At 40.6% G+C, this 24,598-nt stretch carries 18 protein-coding genes, 1 rRNA gene and 2 pseudogenes; 12 read left to right on the top strand and 9 right to left on the bottom strand.

Features of this window, described 5'->3' with window-relative positions:
- Nucleotides 1-35: 35 nt before the first annotated feature.
- The gene (locus BJN41_RS15990; RefSeq protein WP_264754239.1) at nucleotides 36-167 is read right to left on the bottom strand and encodes a hypothetical protein; all 132 of its coding nucleotides are present in this window, start codon (nucleotides 165-167) and stop codon (nucleotides 36-38) included.
- Nucleotides 168-308: 141 nt separating this feature from the next.
- Between BJN41_RS15990 and BJN41_RS10105 the strand changes: the two are divergent.
- Nucleotides 309-1,509, top strand: a pseudogene (locus BJN41_RS10105) (MFS transporter).
- Between the two features lie 103 nt (nucleotides 1,510-1,612).
- On the opposite strand, the pseudogene BJN41_RS15985 reads toward BJN41_RS10105, so the two are convergent.
- The 6 genes and pseudogenes from BJN41_RS15985 to rpmH form a co-directional block, all read right to left on the bottom strand.
- A pseudogene (locus tag BJN41_RS15985) lies at nucleotides 1,613-1,795 on the bottom strand (DUF1622 domain-containing protein); the annotation flags it as partial.
- 434 nt (nucleotides 1,796-2,229) lie between these two features.
- Entirely contained in the window at nucleotides 2,230-3,585 is a 1,356-nt protein-coding gene (mnmE, locus tag BJN41_RS10095; protein WP_070154980.1) for a tRNA uridine-5-carboxymethylaminomethyl(34) synthesis GTPase MnmE, read from the bottom strand.
- A gap of 91 nt (nucleotides 3,586-3,676) precedes the next feature.
- On the bottom strand, nucleotides 3,677-5,440 hold the full coding sequence (gene yidC / locus BJN41_RS10090) for a membrane protein insertase YidC (RefSeq protein WP_070154978.1): 1,764 nt from the start codon (nucleotides 5,438-5,440) through the stop codon (nucleotides 3,677-3,679).
- Nucleotides 5,441-5,445: 5 nt separating this feature from the next.
- Complete coding sequence (yidD, locus tag BJN41_RS10085; RefSeq protein ID WP_019836211.1) at nucleotides 5,446-5,766, bottom strand: membrane protein insertion efficiency factor YidD; 321 nt, start codon at nucleotides 5,764-5,766, stop codon at nucleotides 5,446-5,448.
- A 9-nt stretch (nucleotides 5,767-5,775) separates the two neighbouring features.
- Nucleotides 5,776-6,168, bottom strand: a complete 393-nt coding sequence (rnpA, locus tag BJN41_RS10080) for a ribonuclease P protein component (RefSeq protein WP_070154976.1) — start codon at nucleotides 6,166-6,168, stop codon at nucleotides 5,776-5,778.
- Between the two features lie 31 nt (nucleotides 6,169-6,199).
- A complete protein-coding gene (gene rpmH / locus BJN41_RS10075) occupies nucleotides 6,200-6,334 on the bottom strand; it encodes a 50S ribosomal protein L34 (RefSeq protein WP_070154974.1) in 135 nt (44 codons plus the stop codon).
- A gap of 659 nt (nucleotides 6,335-6,993) precedes the next feature.
- Here rpmH and dnaA point away from each other — a divergent pair.
- From dnaA to BJN41_RS10045, 6 genes are all read left to right on the top strand, one after another.
- The gene (dnaA, locus tag BJN41_RS10070; protein WP_026438000.1) at nucleotides 6,994-8,370 is read left to right on the top strand and encodes a chromosomal replication initiator protein DnaA; all 1,377 of its coding nucleotides are present in this window, start codon (nucleotides 6,994-6,996) and stop codon (nucleotides 8,368-8,370) included.
- A gap of 108 nt (nucleotides 8,371-8,478) precedes the next feature.
- The gene (gene dnaN, locus BJN41_RS10065) at nucleotides 8,479-9,627 is read left to right on the top strand and encodes a DNA polymerase III subunit beta (RefSeq protein WP_019836213.1); all 1,149 of its coding nucleotides are present in this window, start codon (nucleotides 8,479-8,481) and stop codon (nucleotides 9,625-9,627) included.
- Nucleotides 9,628-9,664: 37 nt separating this feature from the next.
- Complete coding sequence (gene recF / locus BJN41_RS10060) at nucleotides 9,665-10,747, top strand: DNA replication/repair protein RecF (RefSeq protein ID WP_019836214.1); 1,083 nt, start codon at nucleotides 9,665-9,667, stop codon at nucleotides 10,745-10,747.
- A gap of 45 nt (nucleotides 10,748-10,792) precedes the next feature.
- Complete coding sequence (gene gyrB / locus BJN41_RS10055) at nucleotides 10,793-13,261, top strand: DNA topoisomerase (ATP-hydrolyzing) subunit B (protein WP_019836215.1); 2,469 nt, start codon at nucleotides 10,793-10,795, stop codon at nucleotides 13,259-13,261.
- Nucleotides 13,262-13,422: 161 nt separating this feature from the next.
- Nucleotides 13,423-13,785 carry a hypothetical protein gene (locus tag BJN41_RS10050; RefSeq protein WP_019836216.1) on the top strand — a complete coding sequence of 121 codons (363 nt, stop codon included), beginning with the start codon at nucleotides 13,423-13,425 and terminating at the stop codon, nucleotides 13,783-13,785.
- A gap of 567 nt (nucleotides 13,786-14,352) precedes the next feature.
- Nucleotides 14,353-14,985, top strand: coding sequence for a hypothetical protein (locus BJN41_RS10045; protein ID WP_227515233.1), 633 nt, complete (start codon nucleotides 14,353-14,355; stop codon nucleotides 14,983-14,985).
- 428 nt (nucleotides 14,986-15,413) lie between these two features.
- Here the strand turns inward: BJN41_RS10045 and abc-f are convergent, their stop codons facing one another.
- A complete protein-coding gene (gene abc-f, locus BJN41_RS10040; protein WP_019836218.1) occupies nucleotides 15,414-17,354 on the bottom strand; it encodes a ribosomal protection-like ABC-F family protein in 1,941 nt (646 codons plus the stop codon).
- Between the two features lie 387 nt (nucleotides 17,355-17,741).
- Between abc-f and BJN41_RS10030 the strand changes: the two genes are divergently transcribed.
- The 3 genes from BJN41_RS10030 to erpA all read left to right on the top strand — a co-directional run bounded on the left by BJN41_RS10030 (nucleotide 17,742) and on the right by erpA (nucleotide 20,417).
- The gene (locus BJN41_RS10030) at nucleotides 17,742-18,758 is read left to right on the top strand and encodes a putative solute-binding protein (RefSeq protein ID WP_070154970.1); all 1,017 of its coding nucleotides are present in this window, start codon (nucleotides 17,742-17,744) and stop codon (nucleotides 18,756-18,758) included.
- A 182-nt stretch (nucleotides 18,759-18,940) separates the two neighbouring features.
- On the top strand, nucleotides 18,941-19,948 hold the full coding sequence (locus tag BJN41_RS10025; RefSeq protein ID WP_070154967.1) for a putative solute-binding protein: 1,008 nt from the start codon (nucleotides 18,941-18,943) through the stop codon (nucleotides 19,946-19,948).
- Nucleotides 19,949-20,081: 133 nt separating this feature from the next.
- Nucleotides 20,082-20,417, top strand: coding sequence for an iron-sulfur cluster insertion protein ErpA (erpA, locus tag BJN41_RS10020; RefSeq protein WP_004969742.1), 336 nt, complete (start codon nucleotides 20,082-20,084; stop codon nucleotides 20,415-20,417).
- Nucleotides 20,418-20,545: 128 nt separating this feature from the next.
- Here the strand turns inward: erpA and BJN41_RS10015 are convergent, their stop codons facing one another.
- Entirely contained in the window at nucleotides 20,546-21,673 is a 1,128-nt protein-coding gene (locus tag BJN41_RS10015; RefSeq protein ID WP_070154965.1) for an anhydro-N-acetylmuramic acid kinase, read from the bottom strand.
- Nucleotides 21,674-21,736: 63 nt separating this feature from the next.
- Between BJN41_RS10015 and tyrS the strand changes: the two genes are divergently transcribed.
- A complete protein-coding gene (tyrS, locus tag BJN41_RS10010) occupies nucleotides 21,737-22,969 on the top strand; it encodes a tyrosine--tRNA ligase (RefSeq protein ID WP_167562406.1) in 1,233 nt (410 codons plus the stop codon).
- A 1,440-nt stretch (nucleotides 22,970-24,409) separates the two neighbouring features.
- A 16S ribosomal RNA gene (locus tag BJN41_RS10005) occupies nucleotides 24,410-24,598 on the top strand; the annotation flags it as partial.

Raw genomic sequence — 24,598 nt, 5'->3', positions numbered from 1 at the left:
CCCAATTGCTACAACTCATTGAGTCACGCATCGCTTTAGGTTTCACGTGGAACATTCAAGCCTGATGGTGGATTAATTTCTAAAGAAATAAGGACGATTTCTTCATGAATGGCGAGGGCGGTGCAGACTTGATCTGCGTCTAAATCGTATACAGTTTCCAATGCCAAGATAGAGTTTATGAAGTTACAGAAACGCTATGCTTAACCACAAATAGGCTTGACCACATTCAAGACTTGTCTTTACACTGAGTGATATTTCTCACTTTTTGAGAGCTAAGCTCAACAGTTTAGCCATCAATCGAGTTTTTTATGACTCATTCTCATCCTTGGCATCCTTTTGTGATGATCGGTCTTGCTCTGATTATTGGCACGATGGGCACAGCACTTGCAAGCCCCCCTGTACCCAATTTATCAGGAAGTGTGGCAGCTTTTACCAAGCCATATCACCTTTATTTTTGTGTCTTATATGCTCGGTTGTTTGGCCACCTTGCTCTTTTTAGGGCGTACCAGCAACAGTATCGGCTTTTTAAAAACCCTAGAACTGGGTTTAATAATCATCACTCTCGGACTGATTCTGTCGATGTTTGCCACCAATCCGCTTTGGCTTGCTTTGGGGCGTTTTGTGATTGGGATTGCTTCAGGTCTAATGACCACATCGGCGTTAATTGGCTTAATGTGGAGTATCCCTAAATCACATAAAGCGCATGCACCACAGCTCAGTTCAGTCATTACCGCAATTGGATTTGGCTTAGGTCCTTTGCTCGGTGGCGGTGTGGCGCAATTTTCAGCAGCGCCTTTGTTTAGTCCATATATTCCAGTCATTTTGGGTGCAGTACTATGTTTTATTGGATTGTTAGGTTTAGCACCACCTGAATTTACGCCACAAGCCTTCTCGATTGCCCCAAAATTAGAACGCCCAGAACCACGCTTTCATGCAGAATTTTACATTACGGGTTTAACCGCATTCTGTGTTTTTGCTGCATTTAGTTTATTTGCTTCACTCTCTCCATCTTTTGTGCAAATGATTATTCCATGGCACGGGCCTTTGGTCAGTGGTTTGGCTATCACCTGTATTTTGCTAATTTCAGCATTAGTACAGTATTTTTCCAAAGCCATTCCTGCACAAAAATGCCTAAATTTTGGGCTGTATTTACTGTTATTCAGTTTATTGGTACTCGGTTTATGTATGTATTTACACTGGAGTTTTCTATTTTTTGTCAGTGATCTACTGCTAGGAATAGGACACGGGTTAGCATTGATTGGCGCTTTTGGCTTAATCCATAGCATGACCAATCTACAGAATCGCGCTGCAGTGATGTCAACCTATTTATTTGTGGGCTATTTAGGCACAATTCTGCCAATTATTGCAGTGGGTTATCTGGCTGATCATTTTGGGTTAACCACTGCTGTACTTAGCTTTTGTACAGCCATCTGCTTATTGTGTGGCTACATCATTATTTGGTATCGACAGTTGCAGAACAAACCTATTTTAGGATCAAGTTTCATCTAAACGACAAACTAAAATCAGGATATGGTTTGGATCAACCGAGCTTATTCAAACCTTGTAGAGAAATGGAACTATTCTTTTGTTTTGATCTCAAACTTAGCAACCATTATTTTTCGTTGATGGTTTGATGCTCTACCTCTTTGATCAAAAAATAATTCAAAAAAGTCCGAATGACAGCAATGATCGCCAATTTAATCAGGCTATCTAAATCTGGATCTAAGTTAGTGGCTAAAATGTCTGCAGCCAACTGAAATTCAAGCGCCGTCGCAAGCCAATCCCCAAAACAATAACGTGCAGTACGCCCTGATTTTAACTAAACCAGCACCAATAAAGTTTTAAGTAGACCAATCATCACAGAAATGGTTTCAAGTGACAATTGCAGAAAATGAACCGAAGAAATAAGTATTTCACGTAAAAAAACCAGTTCAAACATCCAAAAATCTCCATCAGAGATTTCATCTCATGCTTTTAGGATTTTATTGAGCGCCAATCTTTGATTATTTTCTCATCATAGCTTTAAATGCTGCGGTTTAAAAAGACTTAGGTGATTTGAACAAGCGCTTATGATGAAAAGGAGACTAAAACAATATGCAAAGTGATGTTTTTTAACAATATATAGTAAATACCAGAAAAATAAAAAAGCACTAAGTTATTAAAACTTAATGCTATTTAATTCTCACTGGAACTTATTAGAACTTATTGGAATATTGGCTCAATCTTAGATTACTTTCCTATGCAGAAGGATCCAAAAATTTTTCCCAACAAATCATCTGCAGAGAAGTCGCCAGTGATTTCACCCAAAGCATTCTGCGCAAGACGTAACGACTCGGCCACCAATTCCCCCGCATGATAGACCACCAATTGCTCACGTGCCTCAGCTAAATACTGCTGCGTGCGCTTCATTGCGTCTAAATGACGAGTACGTGCAATAAAGGTATCTTCTTCAGGTTGAAAGCCTGCATGCGCTGTAATCGCCTCTATGAGCGATTGAACACCTGTTTCTTGCTTGGCCGACACCGTAATATGTCTAAAACCATTAAAATCTGAAATTGCAGCTTCTACACCCGTTAAATCACATTTGTTGCCAATCAACATTAAGCGCTTCGGTTCAATATATTCAGCAAAATAATGCTGTGCCAATTGCAATGGATCTTCGTTTTGACTCAAGTCATAAACCAATAACAATAAATCTGCTTGTTCAATTTCTTTGATCGCGCGGCGAATCCCTTCCTGCTCCACAATATCACCTGTTTCACGTAAACCTGCGGTATCGGTCAGGGTAATTGGTAATCCATTTAGGGTAATTTTTTCATGCAATACGTCACGTGTAGTACCCGCAATATCGGTCACAATCGCACGTTCAATGCCCGCCAAGGCATTAAGTAGGGAAGATTTACCTGCATTGGGTTTGCCTGCAATCACCACTTGTAAACCTTCACGCAACAATTGTCCCTGACGCGCAGATTGTTGCACAGCAGTCACCGAAGCAGCAACTTCATCTAGCAAATTGAGGATTTTCCCATCGGCCAAAAAGTCAATTTCTTCTTCAGGAAAATCAATGGCAGCTTCAACATGCAAACGTAAGTGAATTAACTGCTCTAACACAGTATTCACTTTAGTAGAAAAAGCCCCTTGCAGGGAACGTACAGCAGAACGCGCAGCGGCTTGTGAGGTGGCATCAATTAAATCGGCAATGGCTTCGGCCTGTACCAAATCTAGCTTGCCATTTTCAAAGGCGCGCATCGAAAATTCACCTGCTTTGGCAGCCGTTGCACCGAGTTCCAGTAAACGAGCCAATAAGGCATTTTGAATCACTGGGCCGCCATGCCCTTGTAGTTCCACCACATCTTCGCCAGTAAATGAATTAGGATTTGGGAAACAAATCACCAACCCTTCATCCATGACTTCATTGGCAGCATCGTAAAATTGGCGAAAACCTGCATAACGCGCTTTGGGTAAGTCTTTTTGGGTCAATGCTGCGGCAATCGCATAGGCTTTTGGTCCCGACAGGCGAATCACCCCCACACCACCACGGCCAGGTGGAGTCGCGATTGCGGCAATGGTGCTGCGGTTATACATAAAATTCACCTAAAACTTTCAAAATATATGCAAAGAAAAATCCGCCTAAGATTACCATCTTAAGCGGATTTATTCAGCAGCTCAGCCATACTTAATTGACTGGAGTTGCCTCTTCTCGTTTAGCGCGGTCTTTTTCAACACTTTTGTTGATCAAGCTTTGCTGCAAAATCGTAATCAAGTTGTTGACAATCCAGTACAGAACTAGACCTGCAGGGAAGAACAATAAGAATACGGTAAATACCACAGGCATAATGCGGAAGATTTTTGCCTGCATTGGATCTGTTGGCTGTGGGTTCAACATTTGTTGAACATACATGGTCACACCCATCAATAATGGCAAGATAAACCAAGGGTCCATTGCCGATAAGTCTTGAATCCAACCTAACCACGGTGCATGGCGTAACTCTACCGATTCCATCAATACCCAGTACAAGGCAAGGAAAATTGGCATTTGTAGTAACAATGGCAAACAACCTGACAGTGGATTCACTTGTTCACGTTTATAAAGTGCCATCATTTCTTGCGAGAAACGCATACGGTCTTCGCCAAATTCTTCTTTCATGCGCTGCATTTCTGGCGCAATCACACGCATTTTCGCCATTGAACGATAGCTCTTAGACGATAACGGCCAAAGAATAAGTTTGACAAGAACGGTTAATAAGATGATTGACCAACCCCAGTTGCCCACTAAGCCATGGAAGAATTGCAAACCAATAAACAATAATTTTGCAATTGGCCATAACCAGCCATAATCCACAGTTTGGTTCAAACCTGTCGCTAAGTCTTTCAATTCAGACTGAATTTTTGGACCCGAGTAGAAAGTCGCATCAACTTCTGCCACGGTACCTGCAGGCACATTAATGGTTGGTGAGGTAAAGCCAATGATGTTCATTTCATCGCTAGATTTACGTGATTCCAACTTCGCTGCATACGGTTGACCATCGGCCTGGGTCAATTTTAACTGACCCGGAACCCAAGCACTCACGAAGTAATGCTGAACCATTGCCACCCAACCGCCAGTTGCTTCAACATTCAATTTTTCATCATTAAAATTGTCAAATTTCAACTTGTTGTAGTGTTCTTCAGGTGTCCCCCATGCGCCGCCAAGGAAAGTACCCAAGGTAAAAATACCTTGATCTGACTTGCCAGGATCGTCTGAATTATCCCGTTTCAGCTGACCAAACATCTGACCTTGCCAGTTTTGGCTGCTGCGGTTAATCACTTTGTGATTCACCACCACAGGATATTCACCTTCAGTAAAACTAAAGGTTTTGATGATTTCTACACCATCGGCAGTTTTATATACCATTGGGACAGTTAAAGTTTTAACTGTTTCACCCGCTTTATTTTTGCTTTCTTTGGCATCGGCTAAGCTATAAGTTGATTTTTCAATTTCATAGCTTGGGCGGCCATTACGGCTACTGTCTGGACCATTCAGCCCGATTAACCCAGATTGCGCGACATAGGTGCGCTTAGCATCGCTTTCCAGCATGACGAAAGGATCGTCACTGTCTTTATTTTTGTCATGATTGAGTAATTCAACACGAACAATATCACCACCTTTTGGATTGATCCAAAGATGATAAAGGTCAGTTTGTACTGAAATAAGCTGCTGACTTACAGGWGCTGTGGCATCGGTTGTTTGCTGTGCAGGAATATTTGCTTGCGGTACATCAGAAGCTGCTGTAGCCGTTTGGCCATTCGGCAAATCTGCAGATACTTCATGAGAAACAACGGCAGTTTTTTGCTGCGGTGCTGTTTCAGCATTTCCATAATCTTTTTGCCACGCCAAAATGAGCAAATATGCGACGACAAACATGGCCCCGAGAATTGCAAACCTGGCCCATTGTTGCATATCTATTACCCCAAGTGGTTAGAGTGATTTTGGTTCAATAAACGATCACGAAAGGGTACAGTAATGTGATGCGTTTGAGAATCTATTTGCTGAAATGAAATAAAACGAATGACTTTTGGCGGGACTGGATCATAGCCCGAACCACCCCACGGATGACAACGACAAATACGTTTTGTAGCCAGCCACACACCACGAACAGCACCATGCGTATGCACTGCTTCCAAAGAATAATGAGAACATGTTGGAATATAGCGACAGCGCGGTCCCAATAAAGGACTAATCGCGATCTGATAGAAACGTATCAACCAATGCAGTAAACGTACCATTGGCCATCTCTACTTTTGTGGGGAGGGAGCTATTTTTGAATGCTTTTTGGCTAGACGTTGTAACTTCTGCCAAGCAAATTGTAATTGCTGATGCAATTCCGCATTAGATACCGTATCTACCCCAACTTTGGGCATTACCACAATATCTAAGTCATTTAATTGCCGTTGGTGTAAGCGAAAACTTTCGCGAGCAAGTCGTTTTACTCGATTTCGTTCGTGTGCACGACGCACTTTCTTTTTTGCAACGACAAGACCCAAACGGCTATTCGGCAGTTCGGAATGTTTTGCAAGAAATAAGAAATGGGGTTGATGCACTTTAAAAAGCGCACCATCAAACACACCTTTATAATCGGCAGCACAGCGTAATCTCAACTCTGTGCTGAAGCCATAAAGTGTTGTCATAACACCCAAGAGTCGATTCAGCGTGACTGTATTAAMCAGTTAAGCTGTGACGACCTTTTGCACGACGGCGAGCCAATACTTGACGACCAGCTTTAGTAGCCATACGAGCACGGAAACCATGAACGCGCTTACGCTTTAATTCAGATGGTTGAAATGTACGTTTCATATCGAAACTCCAAAAATGATCTTTCTATAAAGGTCCGCGATTTTAGTGCTCATTGCTTGAGCTGTCAATGAAAAACACGGTTTCTTGCAAAATAAGCCTAAATTTTTCTTTTTAACAAGTTTTCGCTCAATTGACTGGTTGACCATACAAATTAAAGTATACACAAGATAAATGATTGTTTATGCTTGACTAATAAGTTATTAACAGTATTATTCACACAATTATCCACAAGCTCATTCTGTTTAATTTTAAAAATCCTGTTTTGAATTTAAATTTAAACTCAGATTGAATTATCCACAGTTGCAACGGATCTTATAAATAAATTCAAATTTATAAATTTAAATTTATTACTATTAGAGACGCATTTTTCTGTTGAAAACTCACTTTTTCTCTTATAAAACAAATTTTTGAATTGTGGATATCTATGTTTCTATGATTTTAATACTTTGCGGATAACTTTGTGCTATATTTTATCCACACCTTGCGGATAAACTTATCCACACCGCGTTTTAAATTTAAATTCAGGTTTGATGATTCCTTTTTTGAGCGATTTTGCTGATTTTGTCATGACAGATGTGGATAACTTGGTTAGAATGGCGACCCGCTCAGGCGGTCGAGAGACGTTTTAAATTTAAAAATGGATTAGATAGGGGTTTCACATGCTTTGGACGGACTGCTTAAATCGCTTGCGACAAGAGCTCTCTGGAAATGTCTTTACAATGTGGATTCGCCCATTGGTGGCAGAAGAAGTTGAAGATACACTAAAACTTTATGCGCCTAATCCTTATTGGACGCGTTACATTCAAGAACATCATCTGGAATTGATTACCATTTTGGCAGAGCAGTTGTCTGAGGGGCGCGTGCGTAAGGTCGAAATTTTAGTCGATTCGCGCCCAGGTGCGATTTTATCGGCCAGTGAACAACCTGCGACCACCACTGCTGCGCTGGAATCTAGCCCTGCGCCTTTGGCCAAGCCTAAACGTGAAAAAGAAGAAAGTTCTGCAAAAAGCCGTAAACGCCTACTCAATCCGTTATTTACCTTTTCCTTATTTGTGGAAGGTCGTTCTAACCAAATGGCTGCGGAAACCTGTCGCAAGGTATTGACCCAATTGGGGGCTTCACAGCACAACCCTTTATTTTTGTATGGCCCAACAGGTTTGGGTAAAACTCACTTGATGCAAGCAGTGGGCAATGCGTTGTTGCAAGCCAAACCGAATGCACGGGTCATGTATATGACAGCAGAAAGTTTTGTGCAGGATTTTGTTAGCTCTTTGCAACAGGGGAAAGTCGAAGAATTTAAGAAAAACTGCCGCTCTTTAGATTTGTTATTGGTGGATGACATTCACTTATTGGCGGGTAAAGAAGCCAGTTTGGTCGAGTTTTTCTACACCTTTAACGCTTTATTGGACGAATCTAAACAAATCATATTGACTTCAGACCGTTATCCTAAGGAATTAACCGAATTGGATGCACGTTTGGTGTCACGTTTTTCTTGGGGTTTATCAGTCGGGGTGGAACCGCCAGATATTGAAACCCGAATTGAAATTTTATTAAAAAAAGCCGAAAGCAGCGCCGTGGATTTACCACGTAACTGTGCTTTATTTATTGCCCAGCAAGTGGTGGCTAATGTGCGTGAACTTGAAGGCGCACTCAATAAAGTGGTGGCAATTTCCCGTTTTAAAGGCACCCCAATTGATCTAGATGTGGTGCGTGAATCTCTAAAAGATGTCTTGGCAATTCGCGCGCGTACCATCAGTACCGAAAATATTCAGCGGGTAGTGAGTGAATATTTCCGCATTCCACTCAAAGAATTGGTGGGGCCAAAACGTACCCGTATTTATGCGCGTCCACGTCAGTTGGCAATGGGCTTGGCACGTGAGCTGACAGGTGACAGTTTCCCTGAAATTGGTATGGCGTTCGGTGGGCGTGATCACAGTACCGTGATGCATGCCTGTGAAAAAGTACAAAGCCTGCGTGAAGAAGATCCGATCTTTAACGAAGACTATAAAAACCTACAACGATTGTTGCAAAGTTGACCGAATTTGCTCAAATTCTGTTCTTGCCATGCAGCGGCTTTTGCCGCATAGTACACTGCTAAAAAACCTATTTTATACTCCAATCTTCAGTTGTTAGAGGAATGCACCGTGCGTTTAAAAATCGCGAAAGAAAGCTTACTGAATGTTCTGTCACATGTCGTAGGAGCGGTTGAACGTCGCCATACCTTAAATATTTTATCCAATGTCAAAGTTCAGGTGACTGAGCAAGCCTTAACCATTACTGGTTCTGACTTGGAAGTGGAGTTGGTTGCGAGTACGAATCTGACTGAAGGGGCATGTTTACAGGCAGGGGAAACCACAGTGCCTGCACGTAAACTGATGGATATTTGTAAATCTTTGCCAAGCGCAGCTTTGATTGATTTGCAAATCACTGAAGATCAACGTTGTATTTTAAAATCAGGCAATAGCCGCTTTGTGTTAGGCACTTTGCCTGCAGAAGATTATCCATTATTGGCCACAGAAAATGCTCAAGGCACGCAAGTGACCGTCACTGAGCGTGAGTTGAAGCGTTTGTTTGAAAAAACCGCGTTTGCTATGGCAGTGCAGGATGTACGCTTTTATTTAACTGGTACTTTGCTAGAAATTGATGAAAATCAATTGCGCGCTGTGACCACAGACGGTCACCGTTTGGCCTTGTGTGAAACAGCGGCTTCTTCGACCGCCACACAATTAATTCAAGCCATTGTGCCGCGTAAAGCTGTGGCTGAATTACAGCGTTTGCTGAGCATTGAAGATGAACAACTKGCACTTTTAATTGGGCGTGAATTGTTGAATGTGACCATTCGCACCCCAAGCCGTGACAAAGAACAAGCAGAAATTACCGTGCGTTTTACCACTAAATTAATTGATGGTAAGTTCCCAGATTATCGCCGTGTGATTCCACGTGGTGGTGATAAAAACGTGCTGATCGCGCATGATGTATTTAAACAATCTTTACAGCGTGTGGCGATTTTAAGTAATGAAAAATTGCGTGGCGTATTCCTGAATTTTAGTGCGGACACCTTACAATTACGTGCCAATAACCCGGAACAAGATGAAGCAATTGAAGATTTAGCGATTCAATATGCCGATTCACCGTTGGAAATGTCATTTAATGCACAGTATTTATTGGACGTCTTAGGGGCATTGGATGGCGATGATGTATTGATGACCATGACCGAAGCCAACCAATCGGTATTGGTACAAGATCCAGCACATCAAGATCAAACCTATGTTGTGATGCCAATGCGTGTTTAAGTGAGCAGTTTATTTCAAGATTAAATCTAGCTGAATCATGCATATTACGCGTTTACATATCGAGCGTGTTCGGAACTTAAAAGCGGTTGCACTTCATGAGTTGCAGCCGTTTAACGTCTTTTATGGGCCAAATGGTTCAGGTAAAACCTCGATTTTAGAAGCGATTCATTTATTGGCGACAGGGCGTTCTTTTCGCACCCATATTCCTAAAAATTACATTCAGAACAGCAGCCAAGATGCGATTGTATTTGCCCAGTCTTTGACTGAAAAAATTGGTATGCAAAAAATGGCATCGGGTGAGCAGTTGATTAAGGTCAATGGTGACCCTGTTGCAACCCAAGGGCAATTGGCTAAAATTTTGCCTTTACAGCATATTGATCCACTCAGTACCGATATTATTGATCATGGTGCAAAACCACGACGACAACTACTGGACTGGTTGATGTTCCACGTGGAACCAGAGTTTTATCACGCTTGGCAATATTATTCACGTGCCTTAAAACAGCGTAATAGTCTGCTTAAATCACAGCGACATTTAAGTCTGTCAGACTTAGAACCGTGGAATAAAATGCTCAGTGATTATGGTGAGATTTTGCATCAGCAGCGCTTAGGAGCGGTGGAACAATGGCAGCAATTTTTTGCGCAAGATTTACAGTATTTACTGCCTGATTTACACATTAGTTTGGAATACAGCGCGGGCTTTCATACCGAAACAGGTTTGCTGAATGATTTGTGCAATTATCATCAAAAAGATGTGGAACGTCGCTATACCGAATATGGGCCACACCGTGCCGATTTACGCTTAAAAACCCCAATAGGCGATGCTGATGTGGTGCTGTCACGTGGGCAGAAAAAGCTATTGATTATGGCATTAAAACTGTCACAGATTGCAATGCTGCATGCGTCTAATAAGGAAACTGTGGTATTATTAGATGATCTGACAGCAGAATTAGATTTAAGCGCACAACAACGTTTAATTGAACGATTAAGCCAATTGGGTAGTCAAGTTTTTATTACCACTTTAGATCATCAATCCGTGCAACAACACTTACAAGCGTTGTCGATTCCTTATCGCTTATTTCAGGTCGATCACGGAACGGTGCAGGCTGTTGAGCAATAATTTTTTTTATCTTTGGATAGACCTATTTTTCACTAGGGAGAAACCATGAGTTCAGAAGATCAATCTGCCTCTACTACAGAACAAACCATTGAAAAGGCTTATGATTCCTCTAGTATCAAAGTATTGCGTGGCCTAGATGCTGTTCGTAAACGCCCAGGCATGTATATCGGTGATACAGATGATGGTACAGGTTTGCATCACATGGTGTTCGAAGTAGTCGATAACGCTATTGATGAAGCTTTGGCGGGTCATTGTGATGAAATCTTGGTGACTATCCATGAAGATGAATCTGTTAGTGTATCTGACAATGGTCGTGGTATTCCAACTGATATTCACCCAGAAGAAGGTGTTTCTGCGGCACAGGTTATTCTGACGATTCTGCACGCAGGTGGTAAGTTCGATGACAACAGCTATAAAGTGTCGGGCGGTTTGCACGGTGTGGGTGTGTCAGTGGTCAACGCTTTATCGAGTAAACTTGAATTAACGATTAAACGCGCGGGTCAAATTCACCAACAGGAATATCGTCATGGTGATCCGCAATATCCTCTGACAGTGGTCGGCGAAACTGATCAATCAGGCACGACTGTGCGTTTTTGGCCAAGTGCTGAAACTTTTAGCCAAACCATTTTTAATGTGGATATTTTGGCGCGTCGCTTGCGTGAATTGTCTTTCTTAAACGCGGGCGTGCGTATTGTACTGCGTGATGAACGTGTCAATTTAGAACACATTTTTGACTATGAAGGCGGTTTGTCTGAATTTGTGAAATATATCAATGCAGGCAAAACCCATCTGAATGAGATTTTTCATTTCACGACACAGGCTGAAAACGGAATTACCGTAGAAGTTGCTTTACAGTGGAATGATTCCTATCAGGAAAACGTACGTTGCTTTACCAATAACATTCCACAAAAAGATGGTGGAACGCACTTGGCAGGCTTCCGTGCTGCGCTAACCCGTGGGTTAAACAACTACATGGAAAGCGAAAATATCCTGAAAAAAGAAAAAGTTGTGGTGTCAGGCGATGATGCACGTGAAGGTTTAACCGCGATTGTGTCGGTCAAAGTGCCAGATCCAAAATTCTCATCACAAACCAAAGAAAAATTGGTGTCGAGTGAAGTGAAACCTGCTGTTGAGCAGGCCATGAATAAATCTTTCTCCGAATATTTGTTGGAAAATCCACAAGCTGCAAAATCTATCGCGGGTAAAATTATTGATGCAGCACGTGCCCGTGATGCAGCGCGTAAAGCCCGCGAAATGACGCGTCGTAAGAGTGCTCTAGATATTGCAGGTTTGCCAGGTAAATTGGCCGACTGTCAGGAAAAAGACCCAGCATTATCTGAATTATATTTAGTCGAGGGTGACTCGGCAGGTGGTTCGGCTAAACAAGGTCGTAACCGTAAAATGCAGGCGATTTTGCCACTGAAAGGTAAAATCCTCAACGTGGAACGTGCCCGTTTTGACAAGATGATTTCATCGGCAGAAGTAGGTACTTTAATTACTGCTTTGGGCTGTGGTATTGGTCGTGAAGAATATAACCCAGACAAACTGCGTTATCACAAAATCATCATCATGACCGATGCTGACGTAGATGGTTCACATATTCGTACCTTGCTCTTGACCTTCTTCTTCCGTCAAATGCCAGAATTGGTCGAGCGCGGTCATATTTATATCGCACAGCCACCATTGTATAAGCTGAAAAAAGGCAAGCAGGAACAGTACATCAAAGATAACGATGCTTTAGAAACCTATTTAATTTCTAATGCGATTGATGAACTGGAGTTGCATGTGAGTGCTGATGCACCTGCAATTCGTGGCGAGGCTTTAGCCAAAGTGATTGCTGATTATCAAACATCACAAAAGAGTTTGAGTCGTTTAACGCTGCGTTATCCTGCAAGTCTGTTGGATGGTTTATTGGAGCTAGATGCCTTTAAAATTGATCAAGCAGCAGATCAGGCCTATGTGCAACAATGGGGCGAGCAATTACGTCAAAGCATTGAACGATTACAGCCAAGTTTGCGTCCTGAATTAAGCATCGAACAGTTTGAAAAAGAAGATGCGGATGGTCAAAAATCTGCAACGTATTGGCCACGAATCACGGTATATGTGCACAACTTGCCACATACTTATTTGCTAGACACAGGTTTGCTAGGTTCAGCTGAATATGCACGTTTGCTGAAGAATTCAAAAAGCTGGTTTACGCTGCTTGAAGAAGGTGCATACTTGGAAAAAGGTGAACGTAAAATTACTGTCAACAATTTCCATCAAGTGTGGCAACACATTTTACAAGACTCGCGTCGCGGCATGATGATTCAGCGCTATAAAGGTCTAGGTGAGATGAACGCGGAACAGCTTTGGGAAACCACCATGGACCCAGAAAACCGCAATATGTTGCAAGTCACCATTGATGATGCCATTGAAGCAGACCGCATGTTCTCTTGCTTAATGGGCGATGATGTAGAACCACGTCGTGCCTTTATTGAAGAAAATGCCTTAAATGCAGATATTGATGCTTAATTCGTCAAAATCATCCGCATAACCAAAAGCACTCTACGGAGTGCTTTTTTGTGTTTGGCTTTTGTTGTTGTCATGATTCATCCAAATAACTTTTATAAAACTGACTTATTGTTCTGTCATGCTGAGCCACATTAAGCCAAAAATACAGGGGAATCATTAAGATGGATAATCAATTAGAACAAGCACGTGATGCGTGGGTGAATGCCTTTTTTACTGGCAATGTGGAGCTGTTAGCACACTATGAAGATGAAGATTTTAAAGTTGTTTATACAGCAGAATCACGCGTGGAAAATCGTGAAACACGTTATGCCAATATTCAGCATGCAGTAAACAATGGCGTCTGGAAACCGATCAAACCGAATGTTGAATCAGAAGAATATGAGTTCGATCGTGAGCAACTTAACTGTCGGATTCAAATTGGTTTGGCGGATGATCAAGGGTATATTCAAGAAATCTGGCGATATCTTCAGGGCTGGAAAATACAAGAATTATGTATCAGTAAGGAAAAAGTGGCTGCTGAATAGCAGCGATTTTCTGTGAATCAGTGAGATTCAATGACTCAAAATAACCATGAAAGAATGAGCTGATTTGGCTTTAATTTGGGTTTTGAATTTAAAATAACTGTTGGTTTGAGCTGTGGATAACCGAGTTTTTGCTTTTAAATTTAAATTTCAGATTTTTGAATTTAAAAGTTGTGCTGAGTTTTAAATTCAAAACTTCTTGCTTGGTGGCTATGTGGGCATATTTTTATTATGGGTAGGTAGTTTCATACAACTGTAGTATGTTGCGGGATTGATAAGTAAAAATAAACAAACACAGAGACGGCATGTAAACATCTTGAGCGATCAGTTACAGGACTTCATGTCACAACGCAACCTTGACCAAGCAATTGCAAGCACTAGAAATGCAAGTGTCCAAATTCAAGAAATAAATGAGCCTAAAAAGAGTTATGGAATGAGAATTGGCAGCTAACGATCTAAATTACATTCACTAAAGGAAATATTAAATAAAAAACGTTAATATTTAATTTTTAAATTAACTAATTGAAAAAAATGAAAAAACGATTCGCATTGAGTTTACTTGTATCATCGATGTCTGTTTTTGCTGTTTCACCTACGTTTACACCCCAAAACCTAGAAGGATTTAAAGGTGTTCAAAAAGATAGTATGTCTCGCTTGAGGGTTAACCTAACAGTTTCTAGTAATAATGATGCTGGAGAGATTAGTATTTCTAATTTCACTTTATGTTCAGCAACTGCTTGTTGGAAAGCTGAGGTTAATAAGGATGTACCTGTTGTAAATAGCAGTACCACTAGAGGGCACCTAATAGCAGATGTATTCATTCCAAAGAATGAAAAAATTAGAGAAGTTTTCTTTGAACCGACTACAGCTAAACAGTCAATTGAAGGTGATTTAAAGTTTAAAGAAGCAGTAAAAATTGATCCTGAATATCAAGGAMAAAATTTATATATTGTTTTAGATAAAACTAATAAAGGAAATGGTGTATTGCGCTATTTTCCAGTAGCAAGTACTTCGTTACCTTTTAACCCTGAACTAAAATATTATCTAATTGATCCAAAGTTTAATCAGTCAATTAATTTGAATAGTAAAAGTACCATTACTTTTCCATCTAAATTCTTGGCTCAACCTCAACTATTCACTATTGCTGAGCATAACGTAGGTAAGAAATTTCCAATGCTTGATATATACCCTTATATCAAGTGAAGTAATAACCTCAAGATTAAGTTAGCCGAAGTGAATAAAGGTGCTAATACTAAGACTACGATTCAGCTACCAAAATCATTAAATTTTTCGGAAATCGTTTCTACTGAAACTCGTTTGATTGAGGGATCTGATACTCCAGTCGTGCCGCGCAACAAGTCTTTATGGCTGCGGCTGCTGCAATTTGTGCATCTACAATAAGCTCTAACTTAGCGAGTTATCGAAGTTTTTAACAAGTACAGGGCGAGTAAAGATTTCAGCATGTGAAAATAATGACTAGGGTTTTTTTGGTATGGTGATTGTGAAGCTAAACTAAAGATTAAAGCTGTTACGAATGTGGTTTATGACTATGCAACATACACAATGTATCTTCTATCCAATATGATGAGATTTAACCCTATTTTGTATAGGGTTAAATCTCATCGATATGGTTATTCAAAACTGCTTTCGAGTTCTTCCAATTCCATCATCAATTCAAGCATGTGTTCTTCTGCCTGTGCCAATTTGGTTTTCAGATCATTTTGTTCATTCATGAGTTTGAGCAAATCATCTTTACGGTTGGCATCGTATAGGGCAGGATCTGCCAGTTCGGTTTCAATTTCAGTCAGACGCGGTTGGATTTTTTCAATTTGCGCTTCGTGTTTTTCAATATTTTTACGAATAGGGCGAGTGTGTTCACGGCGTTGTGCTGCCAGTTTACGTTGCGCTTCTTTATCTACTTTGGCAAGGTTAGTTTTGTTTTCAATCACTGGACTTGGATTGGATGGAGCTGTGTTAGATGAGCCTTGTTTAAGCATGTCTGCACGGGCTTGACGTAACCATTGGGCATAATCTTGTAAATCGCCTTCAAATTCTGTGCATTGTCCTGCATGAACCAAGAGTAAGTCATCACAGACACTGGCAATTAATTGACGTTCGTGTGACACCAATACCACTGCACCTTCATAATCCTGTAAAGCCATGGTGAGGGCATGTCGCATATCTAAATCTAAATGGTTGGTCGGTTCATCCAAAATCAGTACGTTAGGGCGTTGCCAGACAATTAAAGCCAAAGCCAAACGTGCACGCTCACCTCCTGAAAAACTTTCACAAGGTGTGTCCATACGTTCACCACTAAAGCCAAAACTGCCTAAAAAGGCGCGTAAAGTGGCTTCGCTGATTTTTTTATCGGCAATGCGTGATAGTTGTAGCATCGGGCTGGCAGTATCATCCAAAGCATCCATTTGATGCTGCGCAAAATAGCCAATATTGAGCAACTCTGAGGCTTTGCGAGTACCTGACAATAACGCCAATTCTCCCACTAAGGATTTAATTAAAGTGGATTTACCTGCGCCGTTCATCCCCAATAAACCAATACGGCTGATCGGAGTAATTTGTAAGTTAATTTTGCTGGCAATCACTTTATCGGCATAACCAATGCTGACGTGTTCCAAGGTCAGTAATGGAGAACTCATTTTGGTGGGTTCACGGAAACTGAAGGTAAACGGGGTATCTACATGCGCAGGGGCAAGCAATTGCATGCGTTCCAATTGCTTGATACGGCTTTGTGCCTGCCGTGCTTTGGTGGCTTTGGCTTTAAAGCGATCAATATATTTTTGTAAATGTGCACGAGTTTCTAATTGTTTTTCATACGCTTGTTGATGTTGTGCCAAACGTTCACAGCGGGTGGTTTCAAAGGTTGAATAATTGCCTGTATATAAAGTCAATTCGCTATTTTCAATATGTAAAATATGATCGGTAATGGCATCTAAAAAATCACGGTCATGGGAAATCAGTACCAACGTTCCCGCATAGGCTTTGAGCCAGTCTTCTAACCATAAAATTGCATCTAAGTCTAAGTGGTTGGTGGGTTCGTCCAGTAATAATAATTCGGAGCGACTCATTAAGGTGCGCGCCAAATTTAAACGCATGCGCCATCCACCTGAAAAACTACTGACCGCTAAGCTGTTTTGATGTGCCATAAAACCTAAACCTGCCATGAGTTGTGCGGCTTTGGCAGGTGCGGTATAGCCATGAATTTCATCAAAACGACCATGCAAATGCGCAAGTTGATCATTATTTAATTGTTCAGGATGTTGTAGTTGTTGTTGAATGTTCCAGTATTCTTCATCACCCGACAGCACAAAATCAATCGCAGGCAAATCCAATGCTTTAACTTCCTGTGCCATGTGCGCCACAGTCCAGCCTTGCGGACGGCTTAGCGTACCTTCGTCTGGGGTTAAGCTGCCCAAAAGCGCAGCAAATAAACTGGATTTTCCTGCACCATTAACGCCTGTAAGACCGACTTTCCAGCCTGGATGGATTTGCATAGACGCTTTTTGAAATAAAACACGTCCACCGCGGCGTAAAGAAACTTGGTCAAGTTGAATCATGGTGTTTACTGGTCACAACAAAAGTTGGGCATATTCTAATGGAAGCCCAGCAGAAAACAAAAATAAGCCTAGTTTTATTTGCGATTTGCGAAAAATCTCTTTTGTAATGCTTAAAAATTATAATCCAGCAACAGGCTTTTTTTATGACTTTGTAAACAAGCACAAAATACGTGCATGTTGGAAATGATCTTTATTTTGATCTAAATCTATAAAATATAAGTGAATTATGAAATAAAAATGATCGCTTAAATAAGGCAGTATAAGGTTTTGGCAGAATTGACAGATGAAATTCGAGTAAATGCTCTATTTTTTTAATTTGAACTTGCTTAATATTTGTTTCGTGTACGGACACTCAAAAATAAAAAAATCTGTAGAAGGATCGAAACAATGAAAAAAATATGGGTCAGCGCAACATTGAGTGCATTCGCAGCGATCGGTTTCAGTGCTCAGGCGCAAGCAGCAAAAGTAGATGTATGTGTCTTTGACTTACTGGGTAAGTCAGGTGAATCTTTTCAGATGGCACAAGAGTGGGCGCTAGCAGCAAAAGGCTGGGGTGCAGAAGTCAATTTAATTCCACGTCAGGATGAAGCTGTCGCAGACAATGACTTTAAAGCAGGCAAATGTGATGGGGTATTTATGACTGCCATGCGTGCCCGTCAATACAATAAGTTTGCAGGGTCAATTGATGCTTTAGGTGGTGCACCAAGTAATGCGATTGCACAACGTGCCATCAGTTTTGCTTTAGACAAACGCAATGCAGCGAAAATGGTCACCACTTTAGGTGGCAAGAAATATGAAGTTGCAGGTATTTCACCTTTAGGTTCGGCATTCATTTTTGTGCGCGACAAGAATATCAATTCGATTGAAAAAGCAGCAGGAAAAAAGTTTGCGGTATTAGGCTATGATGATGCACAAAAAATTATGGTGCAGCGTGTCGGTGCGCAAGCCGTCATTTCTGATGTTTCTAACTTTGTGGCGAAATTTAACAATGGGCAGGTCGATATGGTCGGTGCACCTGCCTATGCGTACAAACCTTTAGAAATCTACAAAGGTTTAGGTAATCACGGGGCAATGTTTAATTTCCCTGTATTACAAGTGAGCGCAGACTTTGTAATTCGTCCTGAACAATTCCCTGCGGGCTTTGGGCAAAAATCACGAGATTGGTTTGTAAAAAACTTACCTAAGGCGATGAGTATGATTAATCGTTTAGAAGGTGAAATTCCAGCCAAATATAAAATGAACTTAAGCGCAGAAGATAAAACCAAATATCAAAAAATGCTACGTGATGGCCGTATGGATATGACTAAACGCGGCATTTATGACCCTGCCATGATGAGTGTGTTAAAACGCGCTCGTTGTTCTGTCGAAAAAACCAATTTTGAATGTTCACTAGGTGGTGAATAGATTGATTTTTAATAAAAAAGCCTAGATTTCTAGGTTTTTTTATATTGAAAGATTCGTCAATTGAGTCCTATCAGTCAGAGATTAAAATTCGCTAATCTGAGCTTGATAAAAGAACAGTGATGCAAAATTGAAGGTTTGCATCAATTTTGCCCAGAAAAATAAAAAATGGAAGGAACTATAAAATGAAACAATGGACGCAAGCTTTATTATTCGGTGCAGGCTTGTCTTTAGCCGCTAGTGCAGCGCAGGCCAAACAAGTGGTCTGTGTATTCGATTTGGTCGGTAAAAACGGTGATGTCTATAACTTAATGCAAGACTATCAATTGGCGGCCAAAAACTGGGGTGCAGAGATTGAGTTACGCGTAGGTCAAAACGAAGGCGTGATTGCAKAAGATTTTAAAGCAGGAAAATGTGATGGTATTAGTGTGACGGGCATGCGTGGTCGTCAGTTTAACCATTTTACAGGCTCATTGGATGCAATTGGCRCAATTCCAGATTTAAAACTGGCAGTCAAAGTCATGCAAGGTTTGGCAAGTCCTGCTTTTGCCAAATATATGCGCAATGGTCAGTATGAAGTTGCAGGTGTCATTCCTGTGGGTGATGCCTTTTTGATGGTGAATGACCGCAGTATTAATAGTGTCGCCAAAGCTGCAGGAAAAAAAATTGCGGTTTTAGATTATGACCAAGCTCAAAAAATTATGGTACAGCAAATTGGTGCGCAAGCAGTCAGTGCCGATGTCACCAATTTTGGCAGTAAATTTAACAATGGTCAGGTTGATATTATAGGTGCGCCCGCTGCGGTATTCCGCCCTTTGGAACTCCATAAAGGTTTAGGTACTAAAGGTGCGATTGTGAATTATCCAATTTTACAAGTCACGGGTAATATTATTATCCGCCCAGATAAATTCCCTGCAGGATTTGGTCAGAAATCACGTGATTGGGTCAAAGGGCAGTTACCACGTGCCTTTGGTATTCTTGGTAAAATGAAAGCTGATATTCCTGCAAAATATTGGATGCAAGTGCCTGCAGCAGATCAGCCAGGTTATCAGAAAATGATGCGTGAATCGCGTATTGACTTAACCAAACGTGGTGTTTATGACAAACGCATGATGAAATTATTATGGCAATTCCGTTGTAAACAAGCGCCAACCAATTTTGAATGTGGTTTGCAGGACGAAAATTACAAATAATTGGAGAATCTTGAGGTAATTACTCAGAATTCACTTTAATTCTGCATCACCGTCCCAATATTGAGTATGCTATACTTGATAAGTGGTCTTTTTGCAGAAAAGACATCTGAATTGTACCTGAGGAAAATCCATCATGAATGCCCAAGCACTTGAGCTCACCGACAACGCTGCTAAAAAAGTTCGCCAATTGCGTGACAGTGAAGGTAATCAAGACTTAATGCTACGTGTATATGTGACAGGTGGCGGTTGTTCAGGCTTTTCTTATGGCTTTAACTTTGCAGAAAGCCAAAATGAAGATGATGCAGAATTTGTGAATGGCGATGTAAAAATGCTGGTCGATTCTCTCAGCTATCAATATTTAGTTGGCTCAGTAGTGGACTATATTGAAGGCTTGGAAGGTTCGCGTTTTGTGGTACAAAACCCGAATGCAACCACCACTTGTGGGTGTGGGTCTTCATTCTCAATCTAAGTGTGATTTAAATATTTTTGAGTATCAGCATCTGAAAAAGTAGATTGATGCACTCAAAATGATCAAAGCCTTTCCTATATAGAATAGGAAAGGCTTTTTTGTTCATGGCTTGGTTGAAAAGTGCATCCTTAAACCAAAGTCATAGTACCTAAAATACGATCACCTTTTGCCCCTGTGACCGCAGGTAAATTGCCACTTACTTGCTGACAAAAACGCATTGCCAACCAAGCAAAGGCGGTGGCTTCGACCCATGTCGGGTTTAATCCTAAATCGGCTGTGCTTTGTACTGTCCATTGATGTTTACGCAAACGCCAACGCAATTGTTCTAGCAAATAAGAATTATAGGCACCACCACCACAAACATAGACTTCGCCTGTATCCATGCCTGAACGATAAATAGCTTTTTTAATTGCTCGTGTAGTGAGTTTTAATAAAGTGGCTTGGATATTTTCAGGATTATCTTCTAACTCGTCATATTCTACATCATTGCGCCAATCGGCAACCTGTTCATCTAACCATTCCAAGTTGAAGTCTTCGCGACCTGTACTTTTAGGCGGTTCTTTAGAGAAAAAAGCATGGGCTTGCAAACGGTCTAACAAGCTGCGAATAGGATGACCATACGCCGCCCAATTGCCATTTTCATCATACGGCTGACCTGTGTAACGCTCACACCAAGCATCCATTAAAATATTGGCAGGTCCAGTGTCAAAACCTGACACTGCTTCGGGCTGTCCTGCGGGCAACAAACTGACATTGGCAATACCACCTAAATTTAAAATTACCCGATGGATACTGGGATGTTGGAATAAATTTTGATGGAACGCGGGCACCAAAGGCGCACCTTGTCCACCTGCAGCCATGTCACGACGACGAAAATCAGAAATTACAGGAATTTGAGTAATTTCAGTGATGATGTTCGGATCGCCAATTTGTAAAGTAAAAGCATGTTCAGGACGATGACGAATGGTCTGGCCATGCGAACCAATCGCTTTAATTTGAGATTTATCCAGTTTATTTTTTTCAATCAGGCTGTTAATACCATGTGCAATCATGGTGGCTAAAGCCACATCTGCCTTACCCATGCGGTCAATTTCATTGTCACCTGGCAATGTTAGTGCCATAAGTTCGTCGCGTAAATCGGGATCAAACGGCAAAGTCAGGGTAGCGTGGAGTTGCAGTGGATCAAAAGAAGCAGCAACAAGATCGACACCATCCATGCTTGTGCCCGTCATTACCCCAATATAGATCGCTGTCATGGTTATTCTATAGCCTGCAATATGCTGAAAAAGTGTTAGTATATCGCACAAATTGAATAACTGATGTGTTTGGATTTCGTGATGTCAAATTTCCTGCCGGCTGAAGAACAACTTGCTCTCATTCAACGAGGCACGCATGAAATTATTTCTGAAGAAGATCTTCTAAAGAAATTAAAAGAGAATCGTCCTTTAAAAATTAAGGCGGGGTTTGACCCGACTGCACCTGATTTACACTTGGGGCATACGGTATTAATCAATAAATTAAAAGTATTCCAAGACTTAGGTCACGAAGTCTTTTTCTTGATTGGCGATTACACCGCCATGATTGGTGACCCAACGGGTAAAAGTGCAACACGTCCGCCGTTGTCACGTGAAAAAGTCTTAGAAAATGCCAAAACTTATCAGGAACAAGTTTTTAAAATTCTTGATCCAAATAAAACCAAAGTGGTGTTTAACTCAGAATGGTTTGCAACGAAAACTGCAGCTGATTTAATTCAATTGGCATCGCAGCAAACCGTAGCGCGTATGTTGGAACGTGATGACTTCACCAAGCGTTATAACAACCAGCAACCGATTGCGATTCACGAATTTTTGTATCCGTTGGTACAAGGTTATGACTCAGTGGCATTACACGCCGATGTAGAGTTGGGTGGTACAGACCAGACCTTTAACTTGTTGATGGGACGTACTTTGCAAGGTCGTTATGATCAGGAAGCGCAGGTTTGTATTACTGTGCCAATTCTTGAAGGTTTAGATGGCGTGAATAAAATGTCTAAATCTTTAGGCAACTATATTGGCGTATTTGATGCACCAGGTGCGATGTATCAAAAAGTCTTGTCCATGCCAGATAGTCTGATTGAGCGCTATTTTGAATTACTCAGCTTCAAATCGATGGATGAAATTGAAGTGTTGCTTAAAGAAATGGCAGAAGGTCGGAATCCTCAAGAAATCAAAAAGATTTTGGCACTCGAATTGGTTGAGCGTTTCCATGGTAGCGAAGCCGCGGTCAATGCCCATAAAGGTGCGGGTAATATCATTACCGAAGGTGAATTACCTGAAGGTACGCCAGAAGTCACGATTTCGCGTGCTGAATTTGGCGGTGAATTATTTATTGCTTCTATTGTACGTGCTGCGGGTTTAACTAAAAATGCTGCACAAGCCAAAGATGCTGTGGCGCGTGGCGCAGTGAAAGTAGATTGGAATGTAGTCGATGCAAGTTTTTCGATCAAAGAAAATGCAACGCATATTATTCAGGCAGGTAAAAAAGCAATTGCCAAAGTTACATTCACGGACTAGGACTATTCTAAGTGATTGAAATACAAGCAGGCTTCGGTCTGCTTTTATTTTCTGTTTGGTATATTTATTATATGAATAAGTAAATTCAAAAAAAAACTTATAAAAACAACACTTAAATTTTGCCAAACATCTTGCAATTTTGCTCAGTTATGTATAAGATTTACCCATCTAGACACAGTGTACAAAACAGATCTAGAGGGTACTTATAACTATAGCTCCACAATTTACAAGTCCCTTCCCCAAGGGACTCTTTTTTTTCGTATAACTATAATAACGATATATGGATCGCATATAGATTCAACTCCGAGGGAGAGATTTTGGGAGAGATCTCTTTCTTTTTTTTGCCTTTGGTTTTGTGGTAGTTTATATCTAAAGGTAAAATATAAAGTTCCTTCTCTTTGTTTTATAAAGACATTATTAAGAAATTTTTCGAAAGTATAGATTTATCTAATTTTTTGAATTGCCTAAACCTCATAAAATATGGCTTTCAGCTATTTAAAAATTTAACGAACGCAAGAAGTCTATTGAAGTTTTTAAAACCTGATTTGAATTTTAAGGCTACTTTTATAAGAAAAACCCTCTTGTAAGTGGTGCATATAGATGCATCGAACCATATTTGTTGAATAGAGAAGTAGGCTGGTCAACTAGAACCCGCTAATTCAAATGCTGAGCACCAACTTTTAATTCGCGGTAAAACCACTACATAGGTATAAAATAAATGATAAATGCACGCCGTATGTATCAATATGATTGGGGATCATGCAAAAAGCACTTTTAACTGAAATGGGCTTTGTTGCATAAATGTGTAAGCATATGATTTAAATAAATTTAATTCTGGATCAAAAATAATCAAAACTTTTAAAATCATATAATTATGAAATCTTTGTGCAACAAAGCCACTTAAATGTAAAATTTTTAGATGTCACAAGACAAAAAGAATTGTATACATTGGCAATCGTTGATTACAGCCTGCAAAACTTGACCGATTTGAGTCCACAAAAGTATGGATGAAAAAGTTCTGTTTACTTTGTAGATTGGAGTTTTTATTTAAATTTGATGAAAAAATAGCTAAAAAATTAAAAAACCAAGCATTTTTGTAGAAAAAAAATACATACGTGAAAAATATTCTAATTTGGGGCTTGCAAAGATTTTGAAATCCCCTAGAATGCACTCATCCCGACGCGAAACAGCCTACGAACTTAGCTTACAGGGTTAAGTTGTTAGAAGTGTTTTGCGTTAAAATTTCTGCTGACGAGGTAGAAATTAAGATCATTAAGAGATTATGAAGAACAACTTGTGTGGATTTTTACTGATTGATTGATCGAAATTATTTCATTGATTGATTGGTTTAAATTACTCGAAGTTTATTTGAGCGAAATTTAAGTCAGAAAATTGATGAGCCAAGTTTAAGAGTTTTACTTATAAAACTCGAAATGATTTTAACTGAAGAGTTTGATCATGGCTCAGATTGAACGCTGGCGGCAGGCTTAACACATGCAAGTCGAGCGGGCGAGGTTGCTTCGGTAACTGAGCTAGCGGCGGACGGGTGAGTAAAGCTTAGGAATCTGCCTATTAGTGGGGGACAACATTCCGAAAGGGATGCTAATACCGCATACGTCCTACGGGAGA

The sequence above is a fragment of the Acinetobacter towneri genome, from assembly GCF_001758345.1.
GTDB classification, from domain to species: Bacteria; Pseudomonadota; Gammaproteobacteria; order Pseudomonadales; family Moraxellaceae; genus Acinetobacter; species Acinetobacter towneri_A.
The sequence above is the reverse complement of the archived record's forward strand: the minus strand, read 5'-3'. Positions and strand labels throughout refer to the sequence as shown.

Coding starts and splice junctions, on each gene's coding strand:
- mnmE (WP_070154980.1), bottom strand. CDS start 3,585: ATGTATAACCGCAGCACCATTGCCGCAATCGCGACTCCACCTGGCCGT.
- rnpA (WP_070154976.1), bottom strand. CDS start 6,168: ATGACAACACTTTATGGCTTCAGCACAGAGTTGAGATTACGCTGTGCT.
- dnaA (WP_026438000.1), top strand. CDS start 6,994: ATGCTTTGGACGGACTGCTTAAATCGCTTGCGACAAGAGCTCTCTGGA.
- BJN41_RS10030 (WP_070154970.1), top strand. CDS start 17,742: ATGAAAAAAATATGGGTCAGCGCAACATTGAGTGCATTCGCAGCGATC.
- abc-f (WP_019836218.1), bottom strand. CDS start 17,354: ATGATTCAACTTGACCAAGTTTCTTTACGCCGCGGTGGACGTGTTTTA.
- recF (WP_019836214.1), top strand. CDS start 9,665: ATGCATATTACGCGTTTACATATCGAGCGTGTTCGGAACTTAAAAGCG.
- tyrS (WP_167562406.1), top strand. CDS start 21,737: ATGTGTTTGGATTTCGTGATGTCAAATTTCCTGCCGGCTGAAGAACAA.
- BJN41_RS10015 (WP_070154965.1), bottom strand. CDS start 21,673: ATGACAGCGATCTATATTGGGGTAATGACGGGCACAAGCATGGATGGT.
- BJN41_RS10050 (WP_019836216.1), top strand. CDS start 13,423: ATGGATAATCAATTAGAACAAGCACGTGATGCGTGGGTGAATGCCTTT.
- erpA (WP_004969742.1), top strand. CDS start 20,082: ATGAATGCCCAAGCACTTGAGCTCACCGACAACGCTGCTAAAAAAGTT.
- yidD (WP_019836211.1), bottom strand. CDS start 5,766: ATGGTACGTTTACTGCATTGGTTGATACGTTTCTATCAGATCGCGATT.
- gyrB (WP_019836215.1), top strand. CDS start 10,793: ATGAGTTCAGAAGATCAATCTGCCTCTACTACAGAACAAACCATTGAA.